The sequence below is a fragment of the Metabacillus litoralis genome, assembly GCF_020524045.1.
In the GTDB taxonomy this organism is placed as follows: domain Bacteria; phylum Bacillota; class Bacilli; order Bacillales; family Bacillaceae; genus Metabacillus; species Metabacillus litoralis_C.
In genome coordinates this window covers 112,285-131,934 of sequence record NZ_JAIVKL010000003.1, presented here as the reverse complement: position 1 = coordinate 131,934, position 19,650 = coordinate 112,285, and the positions used below count along the sequence as shown (strand labels likewise).

Below are 19,650 nucleotides of genomic sequence, written 5' to 3'. Positions count from 1 at the left end.
CAATCCGAGCTACCTTTTCATTCTTCTTTCATGTAGGTAGTTGTTCCTCAAATAGAAATTGTAAAACAGGTATGTATTGCATTTTACCATAAGTATAGCAATGAGAGGTAGTGATACTACTCTCGTCATTGAAAAAGGTTACATTGATGAAGATATTACTGAAGGAACAACAGTCTCTTTATTATTCCTACTAATGTTCTTCTCTTTTTATGGCTGAAAGCCTAGCCTATATAACAATCAAAAAAACTTTATACATAGGTCACTTAATAAAAACGATGATACCTGTTACTTCATATTATGTATGTAATGGCTTTCTTATATCATTCCCAAAGGAATATAATTAAAACATATTTGTTAAAATGAAAGTTCGACAATTACTTCGTATAAAGATATGTATGTATTAAGCAAAAAGATCCTTTATAAGGATAATTTATCTCTTTAAAATAGTTCATTGTACTATTTGGTAAGCTACAATTTCTTTTAAAAGAACTCTTTACGAGAAGTAATCTCTTCATAATAACACTGCTTATTTGTACAAAACAAGGCACGATCTACTCGCGCCTTGTTCTATAATTGTATTATGCAACAACTTTGCTATTTTCTACAAGGAAGTCAATCGCTTTACGAACTTTTAAATCTTCCTTAAGTCCATCAGCTGATCCACCTAATGCTTGTTTAACGTTTTCAACAGGCATGTTGTACATTTCAGCCATTTTTGCGATTTCTGCTTCTACATCTTCATCAGAAACATCGATGTTTTCTGCTTTTACAATCGCTTCAAGAGTTAAGTTATATTTAACGCGTTTTTCAGCGTCATCTTTCATTTGTGCTTTTAATGCTTCTTCATCTTGACCAGAGAATTGGAAGTAAAGCTCTAAATTCATTCCCTGCATTTGAAGACGTTGTTCAAATTCTTGCATCATACGTGAAATTTCATTTTCAACTAATGCATTTGGAATGTCAACTTCAACACTTGCAGCAGCTTTTTCAACTAACGCATCACGTAATTGATTTTCAGCTTCTGTCTTTTTCGTTTCTTCAAGACGTGCTCTAGTTTGTGCTTTTAGCTCTTCAAGAGTTTCAACTTCTTCGTTAACATCTTTAGCAAATTCATCATCTAAAGCTGGAAGCTCTTTTGTTTTGATTTCATGGATTTTCACTTTAAATACGGCTGGCTTACCTGCAAGATTTTCTGCATGATATTCTTCTGGGAAAGTTACTTCTACTTCTTTCTCAGCGCCTGTTTCTAAACCAATTAATTGTTCTTCAAAACCAGGAATAAATGATCCTGATCCAATTTCTAATGAATAGTTTTCAGCTGCGCCGCCTTCAAATGCTTCACCATCAACATATCCGTCAAAATCGATAACAGTAGTATCACCGTTTTCTATTGAACCTTCTTCTTTTACAACTAACTCAGCATTGCGCTCTTGAAGTTGTTTAAGTTCGTTTTCAATATCTTCATCAGTTACAGTATCGTCAATTTTCTCAACTTCTAGACCTTTATATTCACCTAATTTCACTTCAGGTTTTACTGTTACTTTAGCTGTGAAAATTAAGTTCTTACCTTTTTCAATTTGCTCAACATCGATTTCTGGACGATCTACAGGATCAATTCCAGCTTCATCTACTGCATTAGGATATGCTTTAGGTAAAATAATATCTAATGCATCTTGGTAAAGTGACTCTACACCAAAACGTTGTTCAAACATACCACGTGGGATTTTCCCTTTACGGAATCCTGGGATAGATACTTGCTTTACTACTTTTTTAAATGCTTCATCAAGTGCTTGTGTGAAGTCCTCTGCAGATACTTCAACCGTAAGAACGCCTTCGTTCCCCTCTAGTTTTTCAAATTTTACTGACATATGTTGTTCCCTCCAAAGATCTATAATGATTGTGCGAATAAGTGATAGGTAATTTATGGTTGCTTGTCCCTTGTCCAGTTTGAACAAACTACCTAGATCATATACCTGTTTTTATGTACGGTAAACAATAACCGGATACTAACCATGCTCAGGATTTCGTAATAAAAAAGATGGCCTATTTTGCCCACAATAAAAAGACCTAATTTACGATGATCACTATTTTGCAACCATTTAATTATAACATAGAATATATACCTTTCAACATTTAGCTTATATTTGCATATAAGAAATTTCTTCTATTTGATATATTTTTTGACAAGCTTCCTCTAGATGAGAAATTGACTTTTCATATAATACTGCTATTTCTTCGATTTCTAATGATATTCCATGCATTTCATAACCAACCACTTGAAGTGCAGCAGCCCATAGTTTTGCTTCGGTAGGTTGAGGTAAAAAAGGATAAAGAACATATAAATGCCTTATCCATATTTCTTTTACAGCTTCATAAAGAGTTGGATTTTCTATGCCAAGTGTATCATCTAAAATATTCAGTACTTTTTTTGTAAATAGGTGATCTGAAATGTCATTTAGCTCAGAAGGTTTTACACTCATTGTTTCTCCAAACTTCGTTACTGTTACTTCTTTGCTAATCTCATTTTCAATCATCAAATGTAAAATCATTGTTTTAACCATAGGATGGGTCATTGGATTTTCCAACAATAATTTTAATGAGGAAAAGTGCTTATTAATATTTCGATCTCTTAATGACTCAACATAGGACATTTGCTTGGAAACATCTTCGAGAAGATCTTCTATGTACATCGTTTGTTCTTTTTCTTCTTCTAAATCCTCAACGATATCATCTTGGTTTTGCGTCATCTTCCTACTGAATTCTAATAATTTATAAAAATGCTCAGCACTTTCAGCCGGCAGATGATTTTCTTCTAATACGGCTTCTATTGTGTTTTGCACTTCTTGATATTCTCTTAATTGGATAAGGATGGTCAAGTAGATTTGTAATACAGTAAAATAATGTCCTATATCCTCTAAAAGCATTTTTTTACATATGTCTTTTGCTTCTCTTAACTCGCCAAGCTCCATTAAACAAATGGCCATACCTAAATAGATTTCTGCCTTGTCTTCATTTAATGCTTTCGCCTCTGAAAACATTCCAAGTGCTTCATTGTATTTCTTTTCCTTTAATAGGGCCATTCCTTTATCCAAAAATCGTTCTTTTAAATTCGGAAAAGGAATAACCTTTGATCGATTTTTTTCATTCATATGTTGGTCAACTCCAGCAACCTTTGTTTGCATACAAGTGTATCAATCCAAGACTTGGAAAACAAGCGCAAGTTCTAACAGTATATTTAACTTAATTTTAATCATGCTACTTACAACTTTTTTACTACTAACAAGTTCTTTCCATTTCGCTCTTGAAACAAGATGCGCAGGGGGAGTATGTCAAACACCCTAAGCTTCTCTTTGAGTTTCTCTTGTGTGGTCACGACATTTCTTATAAACCCGGTGAAGTCATGTGTCTTCCGCTCCATCCCACTATAGTGTGTGCAAAAAACACAATATTCAATAAGAAAATTCCATTGAGTAAGAGAAAGTAGAATTGAGCTTATTGTATATCACAGCGCAAACCAAATGCCTATAACGAGTCATAAACCAAAAAAAATGAGCTTCATTTTAAAGAGAAGCTCAACAATTAATGAATATATTCTATTATAGTAACTTTACGCTTATAGAAATGTTGCTTTTCTAGTGTCTTCATATTTTGAAATATTTTCGCCGTAATTTAACGTTAAATCGATTTCATCTTTACCGTGTAAAAGCATATCTTTCCAATAAGGATCAACCGAAAAATCTTGTGATAAACCCTCATTGTCTAAAATCTTTTGTTTTTGTAAATCAATTTTCAATTCGTATCCTTCAACAAAAGATTTTTGACGGATCAAATCTAATACAGATTGATCTAGTGCTATAGGTAAAATTCCATTTTTTAAACAGTTTTGATGAAAGATATCAGCATAAGAAGGTGCTAGAATCACTTGAAAGCCATAATCTGATAGAGCCCAAGGTGCATGCTCACGAGATGATCCACAACCGAAATTTTCACCAGCAAGCAGAATTGAAGCACCTTTATTATTTTCGTGATTTAATTCAAAATCAGGGTTTTCACTTCCATCTGGAAGGTATCTCCAGTCAAAAAAGGCGAATCTACCATATCCTGTCTTTTCAATTCGCTTTAAAAATTGCTTAGGTATGATTTGATCTGTGTCCACATTTGCGCGATTTAATACAGCGACTTTACCTGTATGTGTAGTAAAAGGTTTCATCTTTCCCCTCCTATAGTTCAATAATCAATTTCTCGTAATTCTCGTTAGTAAAAGGAATTTATTCAAAATTAGGCTCTTTCCTCATTGTTGTTGATTTCCGTTACAGCATTCGCTCCAATTAACAAGTGCTAAAAATCAACATGAAGCTTTAACATAGCCTAAAATTAAAATGACATTGCTCCTTCTTGAATATGACGAACATCAACAAATCTACCGTGTAGAGCTGCCGCTGCTGCCATTGCAGGACTTACTAAATGAGTTCTAGCACCTTTACCTTGTCTTCCTTCGAAGTTCCGATTCGATGTTGAGGCACAGCGCTCTCCATCAGGTACAACATCATTATTCATACTTAAACACATACTACAGCCCGATTCACGCCATTCAAAGCCAGCTTCCTTAAAAATTATATCAAGTCCTTCTTCTTCAGCTGCTTTTTTAACTTTTTGTGACCCTGGAACAACCATTGCACGAACTGTTGAAGGTACTTTTAATCCTTTTAGACTTTTGATCACTTCAGTTGCTTGCCTTAAATCTGTAATACGTGAATTTGTACAAGATCCAATAAATACATGCTCAACTGTAATTTTTTCTATTTGAGTGTTAGGCTCAAGTCCCATGTAGCTGTATGCACGCTTAGCTTCATCAACTTCTTCTTCATTAGTAAAGCTAGCAAGATCTGGAGTTTTCTCATCAACACCAACTGACATTCCAGGATTTGTTCCCCAAGTTACCATAGGAGCTATATCTTCACCATTTAATGTTATAACTTCATCATACTCTGCACCTTCATCAGTTTTCAGCGTTTGCCAATACTCTACTGCTTTATCAAATTCTTCACCTTTAGGTGCATATTTTCTACCTTTAATATAAGAATATGTTGTTTCATCAGGTGCAATTAAGCCAGCTCTAGCTCCCGCTTCAATTGACATATTACATATAGTCATACGCTCATCCATTGAAAGATTCTCTATAACTTCACCAGTATACTCAATAATAAATCCTGTCCCAAAGCGAACACCATATTTTCCAATAACAGCTAAAATAACATCCTTTGCTGTCACTCCTTTTTGAAGCTTACCAGGCACGTGAATATTAAGTGTTTTTGGACGCTGTCTCCATAATGTTTGTGTAGCTAACACATGTTCTACTTCACTCGTTCCGATACCGAAAGCAATTGAACCAAATGCTCCATGTGTAGATGTATGACTATCACCACAAACAATTGTTTTTCCAGGTAATGTTAACCCAAGCTCTGGCCCTATTACATGAACAATTCCTTGATCTTCACTTGTTAAGTCTGCTAAGCGAATACCAAATTCTTTACAGTTTCTCTCTAATGCACTAATTTGATTTTTGGCCACCTCGTCTTCTATAACAAAACGATTAACAGTTGGAACATTATGATCCATTGTCGCAAACGTTCGATCTGGTCTTCTTACTTGACGGTTTTTTTCTCGTAATCCTTCAAATGCTTGTGGTGATGTAACTTCATGGATTAAATGTAAATCTATATATATAAGATCTGGCTTTCCTTGTTCTTGTTGAACAATATGCTCATCATAAATTTTTTCGATGATTGTTCTTGGTTTCACGGTCATGGTCTTCAAACCCCCCTCTTTGATTGAAAAATGAGGGGCTGACTAAGTAAGTGTCAGGCCCCTCATACAAAATAGGTTTTATAAAAACACTATATTACTTACGATCGTTTCGGATAATCATAACAGATCATCCACTATTAACCTCTTCGTTTACGAATAAGCTTCCATAATGTTTAATATAGCATGGTCATCTGCAAGTGCATTTTTAATTTCTTCAGCCATTTGTTTTGTTGAGGCAGCTTTATTTCCTTGAGCAAGATCTGCTGTACGAGTACCAGAATTCAATACATTATCAACAGCTTTTTCAATGGCTTTTGCTTCTTCCTCTAACCCAAATGATTGGCGAAGCATCATTGCTGCAGACAGAATAGTCGCTACAGGATTTGCTATGTTTTTCCCAGCAATATCAGGAGCTGAACCATGTATTGGTTCGTATAAATGTAATCCGGTGGAAGAAAGACTTGCAGATGCTAACATACCAAGTGAACCAGTAATCATTGACGCCTCATCACTTAAAATATCTCCGAACATATTTTCAGTCACAATAACATCAAACTGTTTTGGTGAACGTATTAATTGCATTGCTGCATTATCAACTAACATATGTTCAAGTGTAACTTCAGGGTAGCGTTTTGCTACCTCCTCAGCTACTTCTCTCCAAACACGACTAGATTCTAATACATTTGCTTTATCAACAGATGTAATATGTTTTCGTCGTCGTTTTGAAGCAATTTCAAATGCTGATTCAATAATTCTCTCTATTTCAGAGCGTTTATAAAGAAGTGTATCAACAACAGCTTCTTGACCTTCATGTGTTATGCGCTCACTTGGCTTTCCAAAATACAGCCCACCTGTAAGTTCTCGTACGATAACAAAATCTACTCCATTAACATACTCCTTCTTTAAAGGGGAAGAATCTAGTAAGCTATCGAACGTTGTAATCGGGCGAAGATTCGCGAATAAATCAAGCTCTTTTCTAAGTGCTAATAGTCCACGTTCTGGACGGAGCTCCATTGGATTTTGATCCCATTTTGGTCCACCAACAGCACCTAGAATAATTGCGTCTGCCTGCTTGCAAATAGCGATTGTTTCTTCTGGCAATGGATTTCCCTTTTGATCAATAGCATCTCCACCGATAAGTCCATAATCAAACTGAAATTGATGGTGGAAATGTTCTGCTACTGTTTTTAATACTTCAACGGTTACGTCCACTACCTCTTTGCCTATTCCATCACCCGGTAATAATGCAATTCTTTTCTTCATGTTCTAACCCCCTCCGAGCAATTTATTTTAGTAGACTTGCTTCTAATAACTTATTTGGTATTTCAGACAGCATTGAAATACGATTTACAGCATTGATATAGGCTTTAGCTGAAGCTTCTAGTACATCATGTGCCATTCCTCTACCACTTGCTTCATGTTCACCGATTTGCATTTTTACATAAACCTGTGCAAGTGCATCTCTTCCACCACTGTTCGATTGAATACGATAATCAACTAAGTTGATTGACTGACCAATACAACGTTCTAATGTGTTATAGATCGCCTCTACACTTCCCGCTCCTGTAGCTGCTTCTTGGATTATTTCATTATCAGCATTCAATAACGTGATTGTTGCAGTAGGAATCTGTGCTGTTCCATATTGAACTTGTAGTGATTTCAATTCGTAGGCAGCTTCTTTACTTGAGACTTTCTCCTCAATTAACAATGCTTTAAGATCATCGTCAGATATTTCTTTTTTCTTCTCTGTTAATTCTTTAAAAGAAATGAATAATTTATTTACTTCTTCGTCAGAGATCTCATAGCCTAGTTCTTGTAATCTATTTTTAAACGCATGACGTCCTGAGTGTTTACCCATCACCATTGAATTTGTTGATACTCCTACAAGGTCTGGTGAGATAATTTCATAAGTTGTTTTCTCTTTTAGTACACCATCTTGATGGATTCCTGATTCATGAGCAAAAGCATTTTTACCAACAACAGCTTTATTTCCAGGAACCACCATTCCAGTTAAACTACTAATAAGATCACTTGAACGTTTTGTTTCTTTCAAATAAAGTCCTGTTTTTGCTTGATAATAATCACTTCTAATATGAAGAGCAACTGCAACTTCTTCTAAAGCTGCATTACCTGCTCTTTCACCAATTCCATTAATTGTCCCCTCAATTTGACCAGCACCATGCTCAATTGCTGAGAGAGAGTTAGCAACTGCCATACCTAAATCATCATGGCAGTGTGCTGATAGAATAATAGAATCAATTCCTTTAACATTTTCACGTAGATAAGTGAAAATCTCTCCGTATTCTTTTGGTGTAATATAGCCCACTGTATCAGGAATATTGATGACATGTGCTCCTGCTTCAATCACCTTTTCAACAATTTCAGCTAGGTAAGGTAATTCTGTTCGACAAGCATCCTCTGCTGACCATTGAATGATCGGGAATAATTGTGCAGCATATTTTACAGACTCAACTGCTGTTTGAATGACTTGTTCCTTCGTTTTCTTTAGCTTAAACTCTCTATGAATTGGAGAAGTTGCTAAGAACACATGAAGTCGAGGTTCTTCTGCATATTTTAATGCTTCCCACGCTGCATCAATATCTCCTTTAACAGAACGAGCAAGACCTGTTACAGAACTATTTTTTACAGTTTTCGCGATTTCTTGAACGGCTAATAAATCACCTTTTGATGTAGCAGGAAATCCTGCTTCAATAACGTCCATTCCGAGTTTTTCTAGCTGTTTCGCAATCTCCAGTTTTTCTTTTACATTAAGATTAACACCTGGAGATTGTTCACCATCACGGAGCGTTGTATCAAATAGGTTAATTTTTCGCACTCACACTCACCGCTTCTTTCTGTTTTTGGTTAGATTTTACAAATGGCATCATTGCACGTAGTTTTTTACCAACAACTTCGATTTGATGTTCATTTTCATTGTTATTAATTGCATTGAATTGTGGGCGATTTGCTTGGTTTTCTAAGATCCAATCTTTAGCAAATTTACCATTTTGAATATCTTTTAATACTTCTTTCATTGCTTCTTTAGAACGTCCGTCTACAACTCTTGGTCCTGAAACAAAGTCACCCCATTGTGCAGTATCAGAAATTGAATATCTCATTCCAGCCATACCATCTTCATACATTAAATCAACGATTAATTTTAATTCATGTAAACATTCGAAATAGGCAACTTCTGGTTGGTACCCAGCTTCAACTAATGTTTCGAATCCTGCTTTTACTAATGAAGTTAAACCACCACAAAGTACTGCTTGCTCACCGAATAAATCAGTTTCTGTTTCTTCTTTAAATGTCGTTTCAAGTACACCTGCACGAGCTGAGCCCACACCTTTTGCATAAGCTAATGCTTTATCTTTTGCATTTCCAGTAACATCTTGGTAGATAGCGAATAATGCAGGAACTCCAGCACCTTGCTCATATGTTCTTCTTACTAAGTGTCCTGGACCTTTTGGAGCTACTAAGAATACATCAACATCAGCTGGTGGCACGATTTGGCTGAAATGAACATTAAAACCATGAGCAAATACTAATGAATTACCAGCTTCTAAACCTGGCTTAATTTCAGCTTCGTAAACTTTTGCTTGTTGCTCATCTGGAAGTAATACCATTACTAAATCTCCAAGTTCTGCAGCTTCAGCTACTGAAACAACATGATGACCATCTTCAACTGCTTTATTAAAAGAACCACCTTGACGAACACCAACTACTACGTCTACTCCACTTTCTTTTAAATTTAATGCATGTGCATGACCTTGTGAACCATAACCAATGATTGCTACCTTTTTCCCTTGTAATGCTGCTTCGTTTACGTCTCCGTTATAATATACTGTTGTCATGTATAATCTCTCCCTTAATATAAGTTTTTAAGTTTAATAGTAGATCTTTTGCTATATATGAATCTTTAAACCTGGTTTTTCAGGCAAGATTACTCACTTATTTATACAATTGAAATGGGTACTTCTTTTATTGGTCTTTGAGTTCCTCTAGTAAATGCAGTTGTACCTGTTCTAGCAATTTCTTTAATGCCATAAGGTTTTAATAAATCAATAAGAACTTCAATTTTTTCAGGTTCTCCTGTGACTTGAACAACTACACTTTCTCGACTTACATCAATGACTGAAGCTCTAAATGGTTGTATGAGACCTTGAAGCTCCATTCTTGTAGCAGCTGTTGACATTACTTTTATTAAAGCAAGTTCTCTAGAAACAATTGATTGTGCAGTAATATCAGTTACTTTTAAAACATCTATTTGTTTATTAAGTTGTTTCGTAATTTGTTCAACTTCTTTTTCCTCTTGGGCATTTACAACAACTGTCATTCTTGACACACCTTCTGTTTCGGCATGACCAACTGTGATACTTTCAATATTGTAATGTCTTTTCGTAAATAACCCTGTAATTCTATTTAAAACACCAGTTTGATTTAAAACTGTTAATGAGAGAATTCTTTTCATAACTTCACACCTACCATTTCATGTAACCCTTTGCCAGAAGCAACCATAGGATAGACGTTTTCATCTTTGCTCACATGAATGTCTAGCAATACTGGTTCATTAGAAGTGATGGCTTGCTTTAATTTGTCTTCCCAACCTTCACTATTTTCAATGCGAACACCAGTTATTCCATAAGCTTCTGATATTTTTACGAAATTTGGTTGTGTAACAAATTTGGAATGTGAGTAACGCTCATCGTAAAATAATTCTTGCCATTGTCTAACCATTCCCAATGCTTCGTTATTTAAAATAACAATCTTAATTGGTAAGTTTAACTCATGGATGACAGATAATTCTTGCAGAGTCATTTGGAATCCACCATCACCTAAAATGGCAATTACCGGTGTTTCTCTATCAGCTAGTTGTGCACCAATTGCAGAAGGTAAGCCGAATCCCATCGTTCCTAATCCACCTGATGTTACCCATTTGTTAGGGTTCTTAAAGTTATAATATTGTGCTGCCCACATTTGATGCTGACCTACATCAGTAGTAACGATCGCTTCGCCATTTGTCCATTTGTGAATCAGCTCTAAAATATATTGTGGCTTTAACTCTGTATCACTTTCTTTATAAACCAATGGAAATTCTTTTTTATTAGAAGAAACAAGTTCATTCCATTCTTTATTATCACCTTGTTTTCCGTCTTGCTTTATTAATTGTTCTAAAGCAAGTTTAGCATCGCCTACAATCGGGATAGCAGTTGGTACATTTTTTCCGATTTCAGCAGGATCAATGTCAATATGAGCTATAGTTGCTTTTTGGGCAAAATGCTCTAAATTTCCTGTTACACGATCATCAAACCTTGCGCCTACACTGATTAATAAGTCACAGTCATAAAGTGCCATGTTGGATGAATACGTTCCATGCATTCCAGCCATTCCTAAGAATAATGGGTGGTCAGATGGAAAGCCGCCTAATCCTAAAAGGGTGTTAGCAACAGGAATCTGCTGTTGTTCAGCAAATTTTCTAAGCTCTTCAGATGCATTCGCATGTAAAACACCAGCACCAGCTAATATGACTGGTTTTTTTGCTCTACTTATCGCTTCTACTAATTTTCGAATTTGCAAATAGTTAGGTTCACTATTCGGTTGATATCCTGGTAGATTAACAGGCATATCATAGCTAAATTCACCTTCAAAAACAGCAATGTCTTTAGGAATATCTATTAGTACAGGACCTGGTCTGCCTGTAGTAGCAATATGAAATGCTTCTTTTATAATTCTAGGTAATTCACTTACTTCACGAACTTGATAGTTATGTTTTGTAATAGGAGTTGTAATACCAAGTATGTCAGCTTCTTGGAAAGCATCTGATCCAATGACAGATGTTGCAACTTGACCTGTAAAAACAACTAAAGGTAGTGAATCAATCATTGCATCTGTTAAGCCAGTCACTAGGTTTGTTGCACCTGGTCCACTTGTTGCGATAACAACACCAGGCTTACCAGAAACGCGTGCATAACCTTCCGCAGCATGTATACTTCCTTGCTCATGTCGGGATAAAACGTGAAATACTCCTGAATCATAAAGACTATTATAGATAGGTAAAACAGCACCACCAGGATATCCGAAAATTACCTCTACCTTTTCCTGCTTAAGTGCTTCAATTAACATCAAAGACCCCGACATTTTTGTACATTTGGCAGCTGAGTTATTCAACTGTACATTTGTACCCATTTTCTTTCCTCCCTTAGCAGGCTCTTATAGCCTTTGTTTTTTGTTATTCCAAATATTAACTGCATATAAAAAACCTTCCCACCCCTCATAAGACTCCACAAATAATTGTGTGCCAAAGGGGCAAAAAGGTTAATAAACTTTTTCGCGGTACCACCCTTCTTCATGGCCAAGTCATGACCACCTTACGAACAGATAAAACTGTTCCCTTTTGTAACGAGTACCGAAGAATGGGACTCGGTCAACCCTACTAATGATTCGGGTTAACACTCAGAGGCGAGTTCACCAATGGGAGTATCACCGGCTTCCACCTTTACCGGCTCTCTGTAGATACTTTACCAAAGACTACTTATCCTCTTCATCGTTTTCCTATATGTTTGTTGTTAGCTGACATGAAGATTTTGTGGAATATTTTCCACTTTCACGCCTTCTTCAACAACTTTTTTACGAAAAGCTTCCAAAAGCATCTTTGTTTGATCGCCTGGTTTTCCTTCACCAATTATGCGACCATCAACCTTCACAACCGCAATAACCTCTGCTGCTGTTCCTGTTAAGAAAACTTCCTCAGCTGTATAAACATCATGTCGAGTAAATGGCTCTTCACTTACTTCGTAATCCATCTCTTTTGCAATATCTATAATGGCATTACGTGTAATTCCTTCAAGAGCACCTATATATCCAGGGGGTGTTAATAACCTCCCGTTTTTAAAAATAAAGACGTTATCAGCAGATCCCTCTGCAACATAACCTTGATCATTTAGCATCAATGCTTCACTAACATTTGCTAAATGTGCTTCAATTTTCACCAATACGTTGTTTAGATAGTTTAGAGACTTGACCTTTGGACTTAAAACATCTGGTCTGTTTCTCCTTGTCGCAACTGTCACAATGTCAATCCCAGTTTCATATAGATGTTTAGGAAAAATTGAAAGTGGCTCAACGATAATTACCGTATTTGCTCGTTTACAGTTATAAGGATCTAAACCTAAATCTCCAGTTCCACGAGAGACCACTAATCGAATATACGCATCGCTTAAACCATTTTTTTCAACAGTTTTAACGACTAATTCTGTTAGTTCATCTTGTGTATATGGAATGGTTAACATAATCGATTTAGCTGATTGATATAATCGATCCATATGTTCCTTCATTCGAAAAATATTTCCGCTGTAAACTCTAATTCCTTCAAATACACCATCACCATATAAAAAACCGTGATCATAAACTGATATTTTTGCATCTTCTTTCTTTACAAAATCATCGTTTAAAAAAATCCACTGATCACCCATAAGAGCACGCCTTTCTTTACATAAGTTGAATCTGTTAGATCACTGAACATTATGACTGTAAAGAGAAAATTTCAAAAATTGTATAGAATTTTCTACACTTTTTCAAATGTTCGTGTAACTTTATTTGAACTTATATTACGCTCTATAAATCCAAGTGTCAACAGTGTTTTGAGAATTATTTGACTATTTAGATTTATTAATTATTCTGTATCCGCTTTCATTGTTGGTATGATTGGAAGAGCTTAATTTTAAAAAAATTTAAGAAATTTTGAAAATCCGCAAACATGGAGATGATCTGAGTGAATGTTTTGATTGGAGTTTTTTAGTGGAGTAAGTATTAAACTTATAAATAGTAGGATCTTGATCATATCTTACAGCTAATTAATCTAGATGAAAATGTTTTTGGCAGTAAATCTCACATATAATTTTTCCAAGGGAATATTGTTACTTCGTAAAACTTTGTTCTTGTTGAAGTATCAATCTTTCAAATGGTATGGGTTTCTTTATTTTTTCTTAATATCCCCAAAATCTCGACCCCTGAAGATCAAACATTACTTTGTGAAATTTGTAACTCACGAATTTATCCCAATTACATAACGGATTTACGGTTCATGAATACTCTTAATAAATTTCCAAACAAAGATGTAAAGCAATCTTCAGAAAACAAACAACAAAAAAAGCCTTCTATTCAGAATAGAAGGCTTTTTTTGTATGACGTCCCAGGAGAGATTCGAACTCCCGACCGACGCCTTAGAAGGGCGTTGCTCTATCCAGCTGAGCTACTGGGACTTAATATTTTGCTGATTCAAAATTAATTATCAGCGACATTTATTATTATATTTTCTTTAACACTAAAAGTCAATAGTTGTTTATTATTTTTTTTATAGGAAAGAGAGAATATAATCTCTCTCCCTAAATGATATTGGCTATTGACGTATAGCTTGTTGTTTTAAATCCTGATAGAAATAACTCTGTATAAAGTCTAATGGCTGTTATGTATTATTGTTCATTTCCATTACAAGCACTCGTTCGTGCGAGAAAAAAGAACTATTAAATTATATCATAAACTCATTTGATAATTCTTGAATTTCTTCTCCGTTCACATCGTAAAAGATAACTTTTGTATGTGAAGCATTCACTTCAACAATTGCATAGGTTTTCTGTCTACGTTGTAGAGGTAGCCTTATGCTCCCAGGGTTAATGAATAAAATTCCATCAATAAGTTCTGCAGCCGCTATATGAGAGTGTCCATAACAAACAATCTTCGCATTTACTTCTTCTGCACGATATTTCAAGCTCATTAAAGTCATTTTTACATTATATAAATGTCCATGTGTCATATAAAGTGTTTTACCATTTATATCTTCAATAATTTCATTAGGTAAGTCCGAACCAAAATCACAATTTCCTTTTACTCCTCTGAAGGAACTTAATTCTTTGTTTGTATCTAATAATTCAGAATCTCCACAATGTAGCATTAATTCAACTTCTTCTTCATGCCTATCTTTAATCATATCAACTTCTGAAGTTAAACCATGGCTATCACTTATAAGTAAAACCTTCATGAAATCCCCTACCTTATCGTTCAGTATTAGCCATCAGTTGAAGAAGTTTTCTAAGTGCTTCTGACCGGTGGCTAATTTGGTTTTTTTCTTCCTTAGACAACTGTGCCATTGTCTTATTTGTATGTTTCAAGATAAAAATCGGATCATAACCAAAGCCATTTACACCTATTGGAGAATTAGCTATGTAACCCTCACATGTTCCTTTAACTGTTTGAACTTCTTGTCCTGGCGTAGATAATGCTAAAGCACAAACAAACCTTGCAGAACGCTCTTCCATATCAGTGACAGAGTTTAACTCATCAAGAACCTTATCCATATTAGCTTGATCACTTTTATCAGGGCCAGCATATCGCGCCGAATAAACACCAGGCTTCCCCTCTAAATAGTCCACTTCCAAACCTGAATCATCTGCTATTGTTAACAGTTGATATTGATTTGAAATTGCTTCTGCTTTTAATATGGCATTAGCTTCAAAAGTACTACCTGTTTCTTCTACATCTATTGCATTTTCATAATCCAAGAGTGATTGTACTTCATAACCTAAAGGAGTTAGCAATGCATTAAATTCCTTTACTTTTCCATTATTTTTAGTAGCTATTATGATTTTTTTCACTTTGCTTCAACCTGCTTTTTAATATTTTCTTCAACAATAAGGGAAAGATCACCTAATGCTTGTTTTTGAATTTCTATTAGTGACTTAACACCACTTTCAGCTAGATCGAGCATACTATTTAATTGTTGACGTGTAAATGTTGCTTCTTCACCAGTTCCCTGTACTTCTACTAGTTCTCCTTGAGAAGTCATAATAATGTTCATATCCACTTCAGCTTTAGAATCTTCTTTATAATTCAGATCTAAAACTTCACCATGTTCACGGTCTACACCAACAGAAACTGCAGCAAGATAGTCTGTGATTGGCAAGGATTTTAATTTGCCTTCATCAAGTAATTTTCCAAGCGCAATGGTCATAGCAACATATGCACCTGTAATTGACGCTGTTCTTGTTCCTCCGTCAGCTTGAATCACATCACAGTCAATCCAAATTGTTCTTTCACCGAGTTCTTTTAAGTTCACTACTGAACGTAATACCCTACCAATCAGCCGCTGTATTTCCATCGTACGACCTGTGATCTTACCCTTTGATGATTCTCTAATTGTTCGTTGTTCTGTGGCTCTAGGAAGCATAGAATATTCAGCAGTAATCCATCCTTTTCCTTCACCACGCATAAATGGAGGAACTCTATCTTCTACACTTGCATTACATATTACCTTCGTTTCACCTATAGAAATTAATACTGATCCTTCAGGATGAATTACAAAATCCTTTTTGATATCTACTTTCCTTAATTCATCTACACTTCTACCATCATTTCTCACATTATATCCCTCCAAAAAATTCATCTTCTGATCATTTTATGTATTTATCCATACAGGCTTTGTTAAAAACTATTGTTGGTTTTGTCAATAAATTAAGGAAGATTAAACCAGCAGAGAAGTTTTTTAAGCCAAAAAAAATTAAATAAGAGGTAGCTTTTTAATAAGCATACCTCTCTTTACCCTATTTATAGTATATCAAAAACAATGAAATTAAAAACTACCTGTATTTACTTTCGAAGGCCTTGTCACAGGCTCAGTTAGTTTTTCTCCATTTTCATTAATCAATTCTGCTTTTCCATTCACTGTAACCGCAACACTTTCAATGCCTTGTTGTTCTGTTAAAGTTAATACAAGTGATTGGATAACTTCAGAAGAAACAATTTTTTGTTCTTCATCATGACTACCATAAATAGATTCATTAAAATCTAAAGTCACTTTTCCATCTGCATATTTAGGTGCACTTAATAGTTCAACACCATCTTGGAAATCGCTCATTAATCCTAATGAACCTGATGGCCCTTTAACAAGCTCTTCAACTGCTGATACAATTGGATCTGTTTTATCGTTGCTTACACGTTTAGTTACAGGTACATAATACTGTTGCCCATCAGATTCTGACATGTAATAAACAGTCAGTGGATGTGTATTTGTAATATCAACAATATCACTTGAATCATGATTAATACCATCAGCTCTACTTACACCATCATTTATAGGTGTACTATTTACCGGCATTTCCTTCTGCTCATGTCCATTCACCCAAATTTTCACTTTTTTAACAGATTCAAATTGTGTAAGCGTCCATGTGATCGCTTGAAGAATTTTCGCTTCATCTTCTTTTTTATAATTCTTGAATTCTTTTGAAAAGTCTGCGATTGCTGTTCCATCTTCTTTAATATTTACACCAAGTACTATTGTATCTTGAGGTAACACTGCTTTAAATCCATTAGGAAGTACATTAGAAACAGGACCACCTTCTACCAAATATTCTAAAGATTGTTTGGCAATGCTGTCTGTTTTAGGCAAGTTCATTGTATATGGAACAACAAAACCACTTTTATCAAATAAAAATAGCTGACTAGAAATTGTTTCTACTGCAGCATCACCTTTTGCATCTTTTTCGACAGCTGTACCTTCACCTTCGATTAGTTCTCCATCTTCTGTAAAGGTTACATCTTGTGGTGGATCAATTTCCTTTGTTGCTTTATCTGCATCAAATAAACCACAACCAGACAGTAACATAGATGAAGCAAGAACTGTAACAGCAATCTGTTTGTTGTATTTAGACATTCAAATCCCTCCAAAGGCAGTTTGTACTAATATGTATACGAGCTATTATTAAAAATAGACCGATTTTTTGTACAAACTTTTAGAGATGGATAAAAATAGACTCTTTTTTCAACTCATTAAGATAAGCAAAAGGTGTTCAGACTAAGACGACAAGCTTCGTGAGAATAAGAATAGACTCTAGAGCCAGTTGTTCCTAAAGCTGGACACAAGAATGAAGAAAAAAATATTCGTCCTATCATTGCAAAAAAGCACAATGCCTTATGCACCGTGCCTTTTCTTTTTGTTTTAATAATTCTTAGAAGATTCTAATGAAATAGATTTCACATGAAGTATGGGTTGTTCAAATAATTTAGATGCGATCTTTTCAAATAATTGCTTTGGTCCTGTTGTGAGAAAAATGTGTTTTTTTTCTCCGGCATCTTGATTTAGTATCTTTTCAAACGATAAAATCGTACTAACTTCTCTAGCCGTTTCATCACCAGAACAAATAATTTTAACTGCTTGTCCCATATACTCTTCTATTTGCTTTTGTAAAATTGGATAATGTGTGCATCCTAAAATAAGTGTATCAATCTTACTTTCTTTAAAACTCACCAAAGATTCCTCAACAGTATCCTGTGCTTGTTGACCTTCAAAGTCACCACTCTCCACAAGAGGCACAAATTTCGGGCAAGCCATACTATCAACATTCAATTCACTATTTAATGTTTTAAGAGCTATTTCATAAGCTGCACTCTTTATTGTATTGACCGTTCCAATAACGCCAATATGGTCATTCTTCGTTACTTTCACAGCTGTTCTTGCACCCGGAAAGATGACTCCTATCACAGGTATATTTATGCTGTCTTGAATTTCCTGGAGTGCAATAGCTGTTGCTGTGTTACAAGCTATGACTAACATTTTAATATGATGATGTTCGAGTAAGTAATTCGTCATTTCCCATGTAAAACGAAGAACCTCATCAGCTGGTCTTGGTCCATAAGGACAACGAGCTGTATCACCTAAATAAATAATCTCTTCTTTGGGTAATTGTCTCATGATTTCTTTTGCGACAGTTAAACCACCCACTCCTGAATCAATGACACCAATCGGTCTTTTCAAAATATCGCCTCATTCTTCTCTCATATCATGCTGTAGCTTTATTAATGACTTTTCAAGAAAAACAATTTCTTCCTCATCGAAATTAACAAGCTTATCTCTTAAATAATTTTGTCGTTTGTTAATTACTTCTTCTATGATACGTTCGCCTTCTTTTAATAAATGTATTTGGACCACTCTTCGATCAACAGGGTCTTTCACTCGAACAACTAATTGATTTTTTTCCATTCTATCAACTAAATCTGTTGTTGTACTACAAGCTAAAAACATTTTATTCGAAAGCTCACCAATTGTTAAGTCACCATTTTCCCAAAGCCATTGTAAGGCAATAAATTGCGGTGGTGTAATGCTATAGTCGTTTAATATTTCTCGACCCTTTTGTTTGATAATAGCTGATATATGACGTAGAGACTTTTCAAGATCAGCTACTGTTTGGTTCGTAACACCTGCACGTTTTATTGTCACTTAAAACCCTCACTAACATTTTACTTATACATACCATTTCACTAGTTATTTTCCCTTTTTTTTATAAAAAATGCAAGTTACATATATTTATATAAAATAAGTATAAACCGGCTTCCTTCGTAAAAAGGATAGCCGGTTTTGTTTAGAGCTCTAGTTCACCCATTCGAAGGAGCTCAACAACCGCTTGAGAACGTCCCTTAACACCAAGCTTTTGCATCGCATTCGAGATGTGATTTCGAACCGTTTTTTCACTTATAAAGAGCTCACTAGCAATTTCCTTAGTTGTCTTATCTTGAACTAACAATTCGAAAACTTCTCTCTCTCTTTTCGTGAGTAGTGGTTTTGATTGAAACTCTTTCTCTTTCAAGTATTGTAACCCTCCTTGCTAAGGTGAGAGCTGATCTAACAGATGGGCATTATATATTTAGTCAACATATACTATGTTCTAATGAGTACCACTGTGACAGAATACTAAAGGAAAAGTTGTTTTACTTCGTCTAAATTATTTACTAAGTACAAAATCACCTTGTAAAGTAAAAACAAAATCCACCTATTACAGAAACACCTTCCAGTTA

General features: G+C 35.1%; 17 protein-coding genes, 1 tRNA gene and 1 other annotated feature. All 18 genes read right to left on the bottom strand.

Translation table 11 applies throughout. From position 1 onward, the window contains the following. Positions 1-578 precede the first annotated feature (578 nt). On the bottom strand, positions 579-1,868 hold the full coding sequence (gene tig, locus LC076_RS06820; RefSeq protein WP_226667156.1) for a trigger factor: 1,290 nt from the start codon (positions 1,866-1,868) through the stop codon (positions 579-581). Positions 1,869-2,138: 270 nt separating this feature from the next. After that, positions 2,139-3,149, bottom strand: a complete 1,011-nt coding sequence (locus LC076_RS06815; protein ID WP_226667155.1) for a tetratricopeptide repeat protein — start codon at positions 3,147-3,149, stop codon at positions 2,139-2,141. Positions 3,150-3,613: 464 nt separating this feature from the next. Beyond that, a complete protein-coding gene (leuD, locus tag LC076_RS06810) occupies positions 3,614-4,210 on the bottom strand; it encodes a 3-isopropylmalate dehydratase small subunit (RefSeq protein ID WP_226667152.1) in 597 nt (198 codons plus the stop codon). 164 nt (positions 4,211-4,374) lie between these two features. Beyond that, entirely contained in the window at positions 4,375-5,802 is a 1,428-nt protein-coding gene (gene leuC, locus LC076_RS06805; RefSeq protein WP_226667419.1) for a 3-isopropylmalate dehydratase large subunit, read from the bottom strand. A gap of 156 nt (positions 5,803-5,958) precedes the next feature. Beyond that, on the bottom strand, positions 5,959-7,071 hold the full coding sequence (gene leuB, locus LC076_RS06800; RefSeq protein ID WP_226667151.1) for a 3-isopropylmalate dehydrogenase: 1,113 nt from the start codon (positions 7,069-7,071) through the stop codon (positions 5,959-5,961). Positions 7,072-7,093: 22 nt separating this feature from the next. Then, on the bottom strand, positions 7,094-8,644 hold the full coding sequence (locus LC076_RS06795; RefSeq protein WP_226667150.1) for a 2-isopropylmalate synthase: 1,551 nt from the start codon (positions 8,642-8,644) through the stop codon (positions 7,094-7,096). Further along, positions 8,631-9,662, bottom strand: coding sequence for a ketol-acid reductoisomerase (ilvC, locus tag LC076_RS06790; protein ID WP_226667148.1), 1,032 nt, complete (start codon positions 9,660-9,662; stop codon positions 8,631-8,633). The genes LC076_RS06795 and ilvC overlap by 14 nt, the downstream gene beginning before the upstream one ends. 101 nt (positions 9,663-9,763) lie before the next feature. Next, positions 9,764-10,279: an acetolactate synthase small subunit gene (ilvN, locus tag LC076_RS06785; RefSeq protein ID WP_226667147.1), complete on the bottom strand. Its 516-nt coding sequence runs from the start codon at positions 10,277-10,279 to the stop codon at positions 9,764-9,766. After that, complete coding sequence (gene ilvB, locus LC076_RS06780) at positions 10,276-11,994, bottom strand: acetolactate synthase large subunit (protein ID WP_226667143.1); 1,719 nt, start codon at positions 11,992-11,994, stop codon at positions 10,276-10,278. Before ilvB ends, ilvN begins: the two co-directional genes overlap by 4 nt. 113 nt (positions 11,995-12,107) lie before the next feature. Continuing rightward, positions 12,108-12,362 (bottom strand) — a binding site (T-box leader). 12 nt (positions 12,363-12,374) lie between these two features. Next, positions 12,375-13,280 (bottom strand): branched-chain-amino-acid transaminase, encoded by a 906-nt coding sequence (gene ilvE, locus LC076_RS06775; RefSeq protein ID WP_226667141.1) that lies wholly within the window; start codon positions 13,278-13,280, stop codon positions 12,375-12,377. 715 nt (positions 13,281-13,995) lie between these two features. Beyond that, positions 13,996-14,069: transfer RNA gene (locus tag LC076_RS06770), tRNA-Arg, on the bottom strand. Positions 14,070-14,335: 266 nt separating this feature from the next. Further along, a complete protein-coding gene (locus tag LC076_RS06765) occupies positions 14,336-14,845 on the bottom strand; it encodes a metallophosphoesterase family protein (RefSeq protein ID WP_226667140.1) in 510 nt (169 codons plus the stop codon). Between the two features lie 13 nt (positions 14,846-14,858). Further along, a complete protein-coding gene (locus LC076_RS06760; protein ID WP_226667138.1) occupies positions 14,859-15,458 on the bottom strand; it encodes an XTP/dITP diphosphatase in 600 nt (199 codons plus the stop codon). Then, entirely contained in the window at positions 15,455-16,222 is a 768-nt protein-coding gene (rph, locus tag LC076_RS06755; protein ID WP_226667136.1) for a ribonuclease PH, read from the bottom strand. Before rph ends, LC076_RS06760 begins: the two co-directional genes overlap by 4 nt. Before the next feature lie 210 nt (positions 16,223-16,432). Next, positions 16,433-17,512 carry a GerMN domain-containing protein gene (locus tag LC076_RS06750; protein WP_226667135.1) on the bottom strand — a complete coding sequence of 360 codons (1,080 nt, stop codon included), beginning with the start codon at positions 17,510-17,512 and terminating at the stop codon, positions 16,433-16,435. 285 nt (positions 17,513-17,797) lie between these two features. After that, positions 17,798-18,613 (bottom strand): glutamate racemase, encoded by an 816-nt coding sequence (racE, locus tag LC076_RS06745; RefSeq protein WP_226667133.1) that lies wholly within the window; start codon positions 18,611-18,613, stop codon positions 17,798-17,800. A gap of 9 nt (positions 18,614-18,622) precedes the next feature. Next, positions 18,623-19,075 (bottom strand): MarR family winged helix-turn-helix transcriptional regulator, encoded by a 453-nt coding sequence (locus LC076_RS06740; protein WP_413465955.1) that lies wholly within the window; start codon positions 19,073-19,075, stop codon positions 18,623-18,625. A gap of 142 nt (positions 19,076-19,217) precedes the next feature. Beyond that, positions 19,218-19,442 carry a spore germination transcription factor GerE gene (gerE, locus tag LC076_RS06735; protein WP_003184172.1) on the bottom strand — a complete coding sequence of 75 codons (225 nt, stop codon included), beginning with the start codon at positions 19,440-19,442 and terminating at the stop codon, positions 19,218-19,220. Positions 19,443-19,650 lie beyond the last annotated feature (208 nt).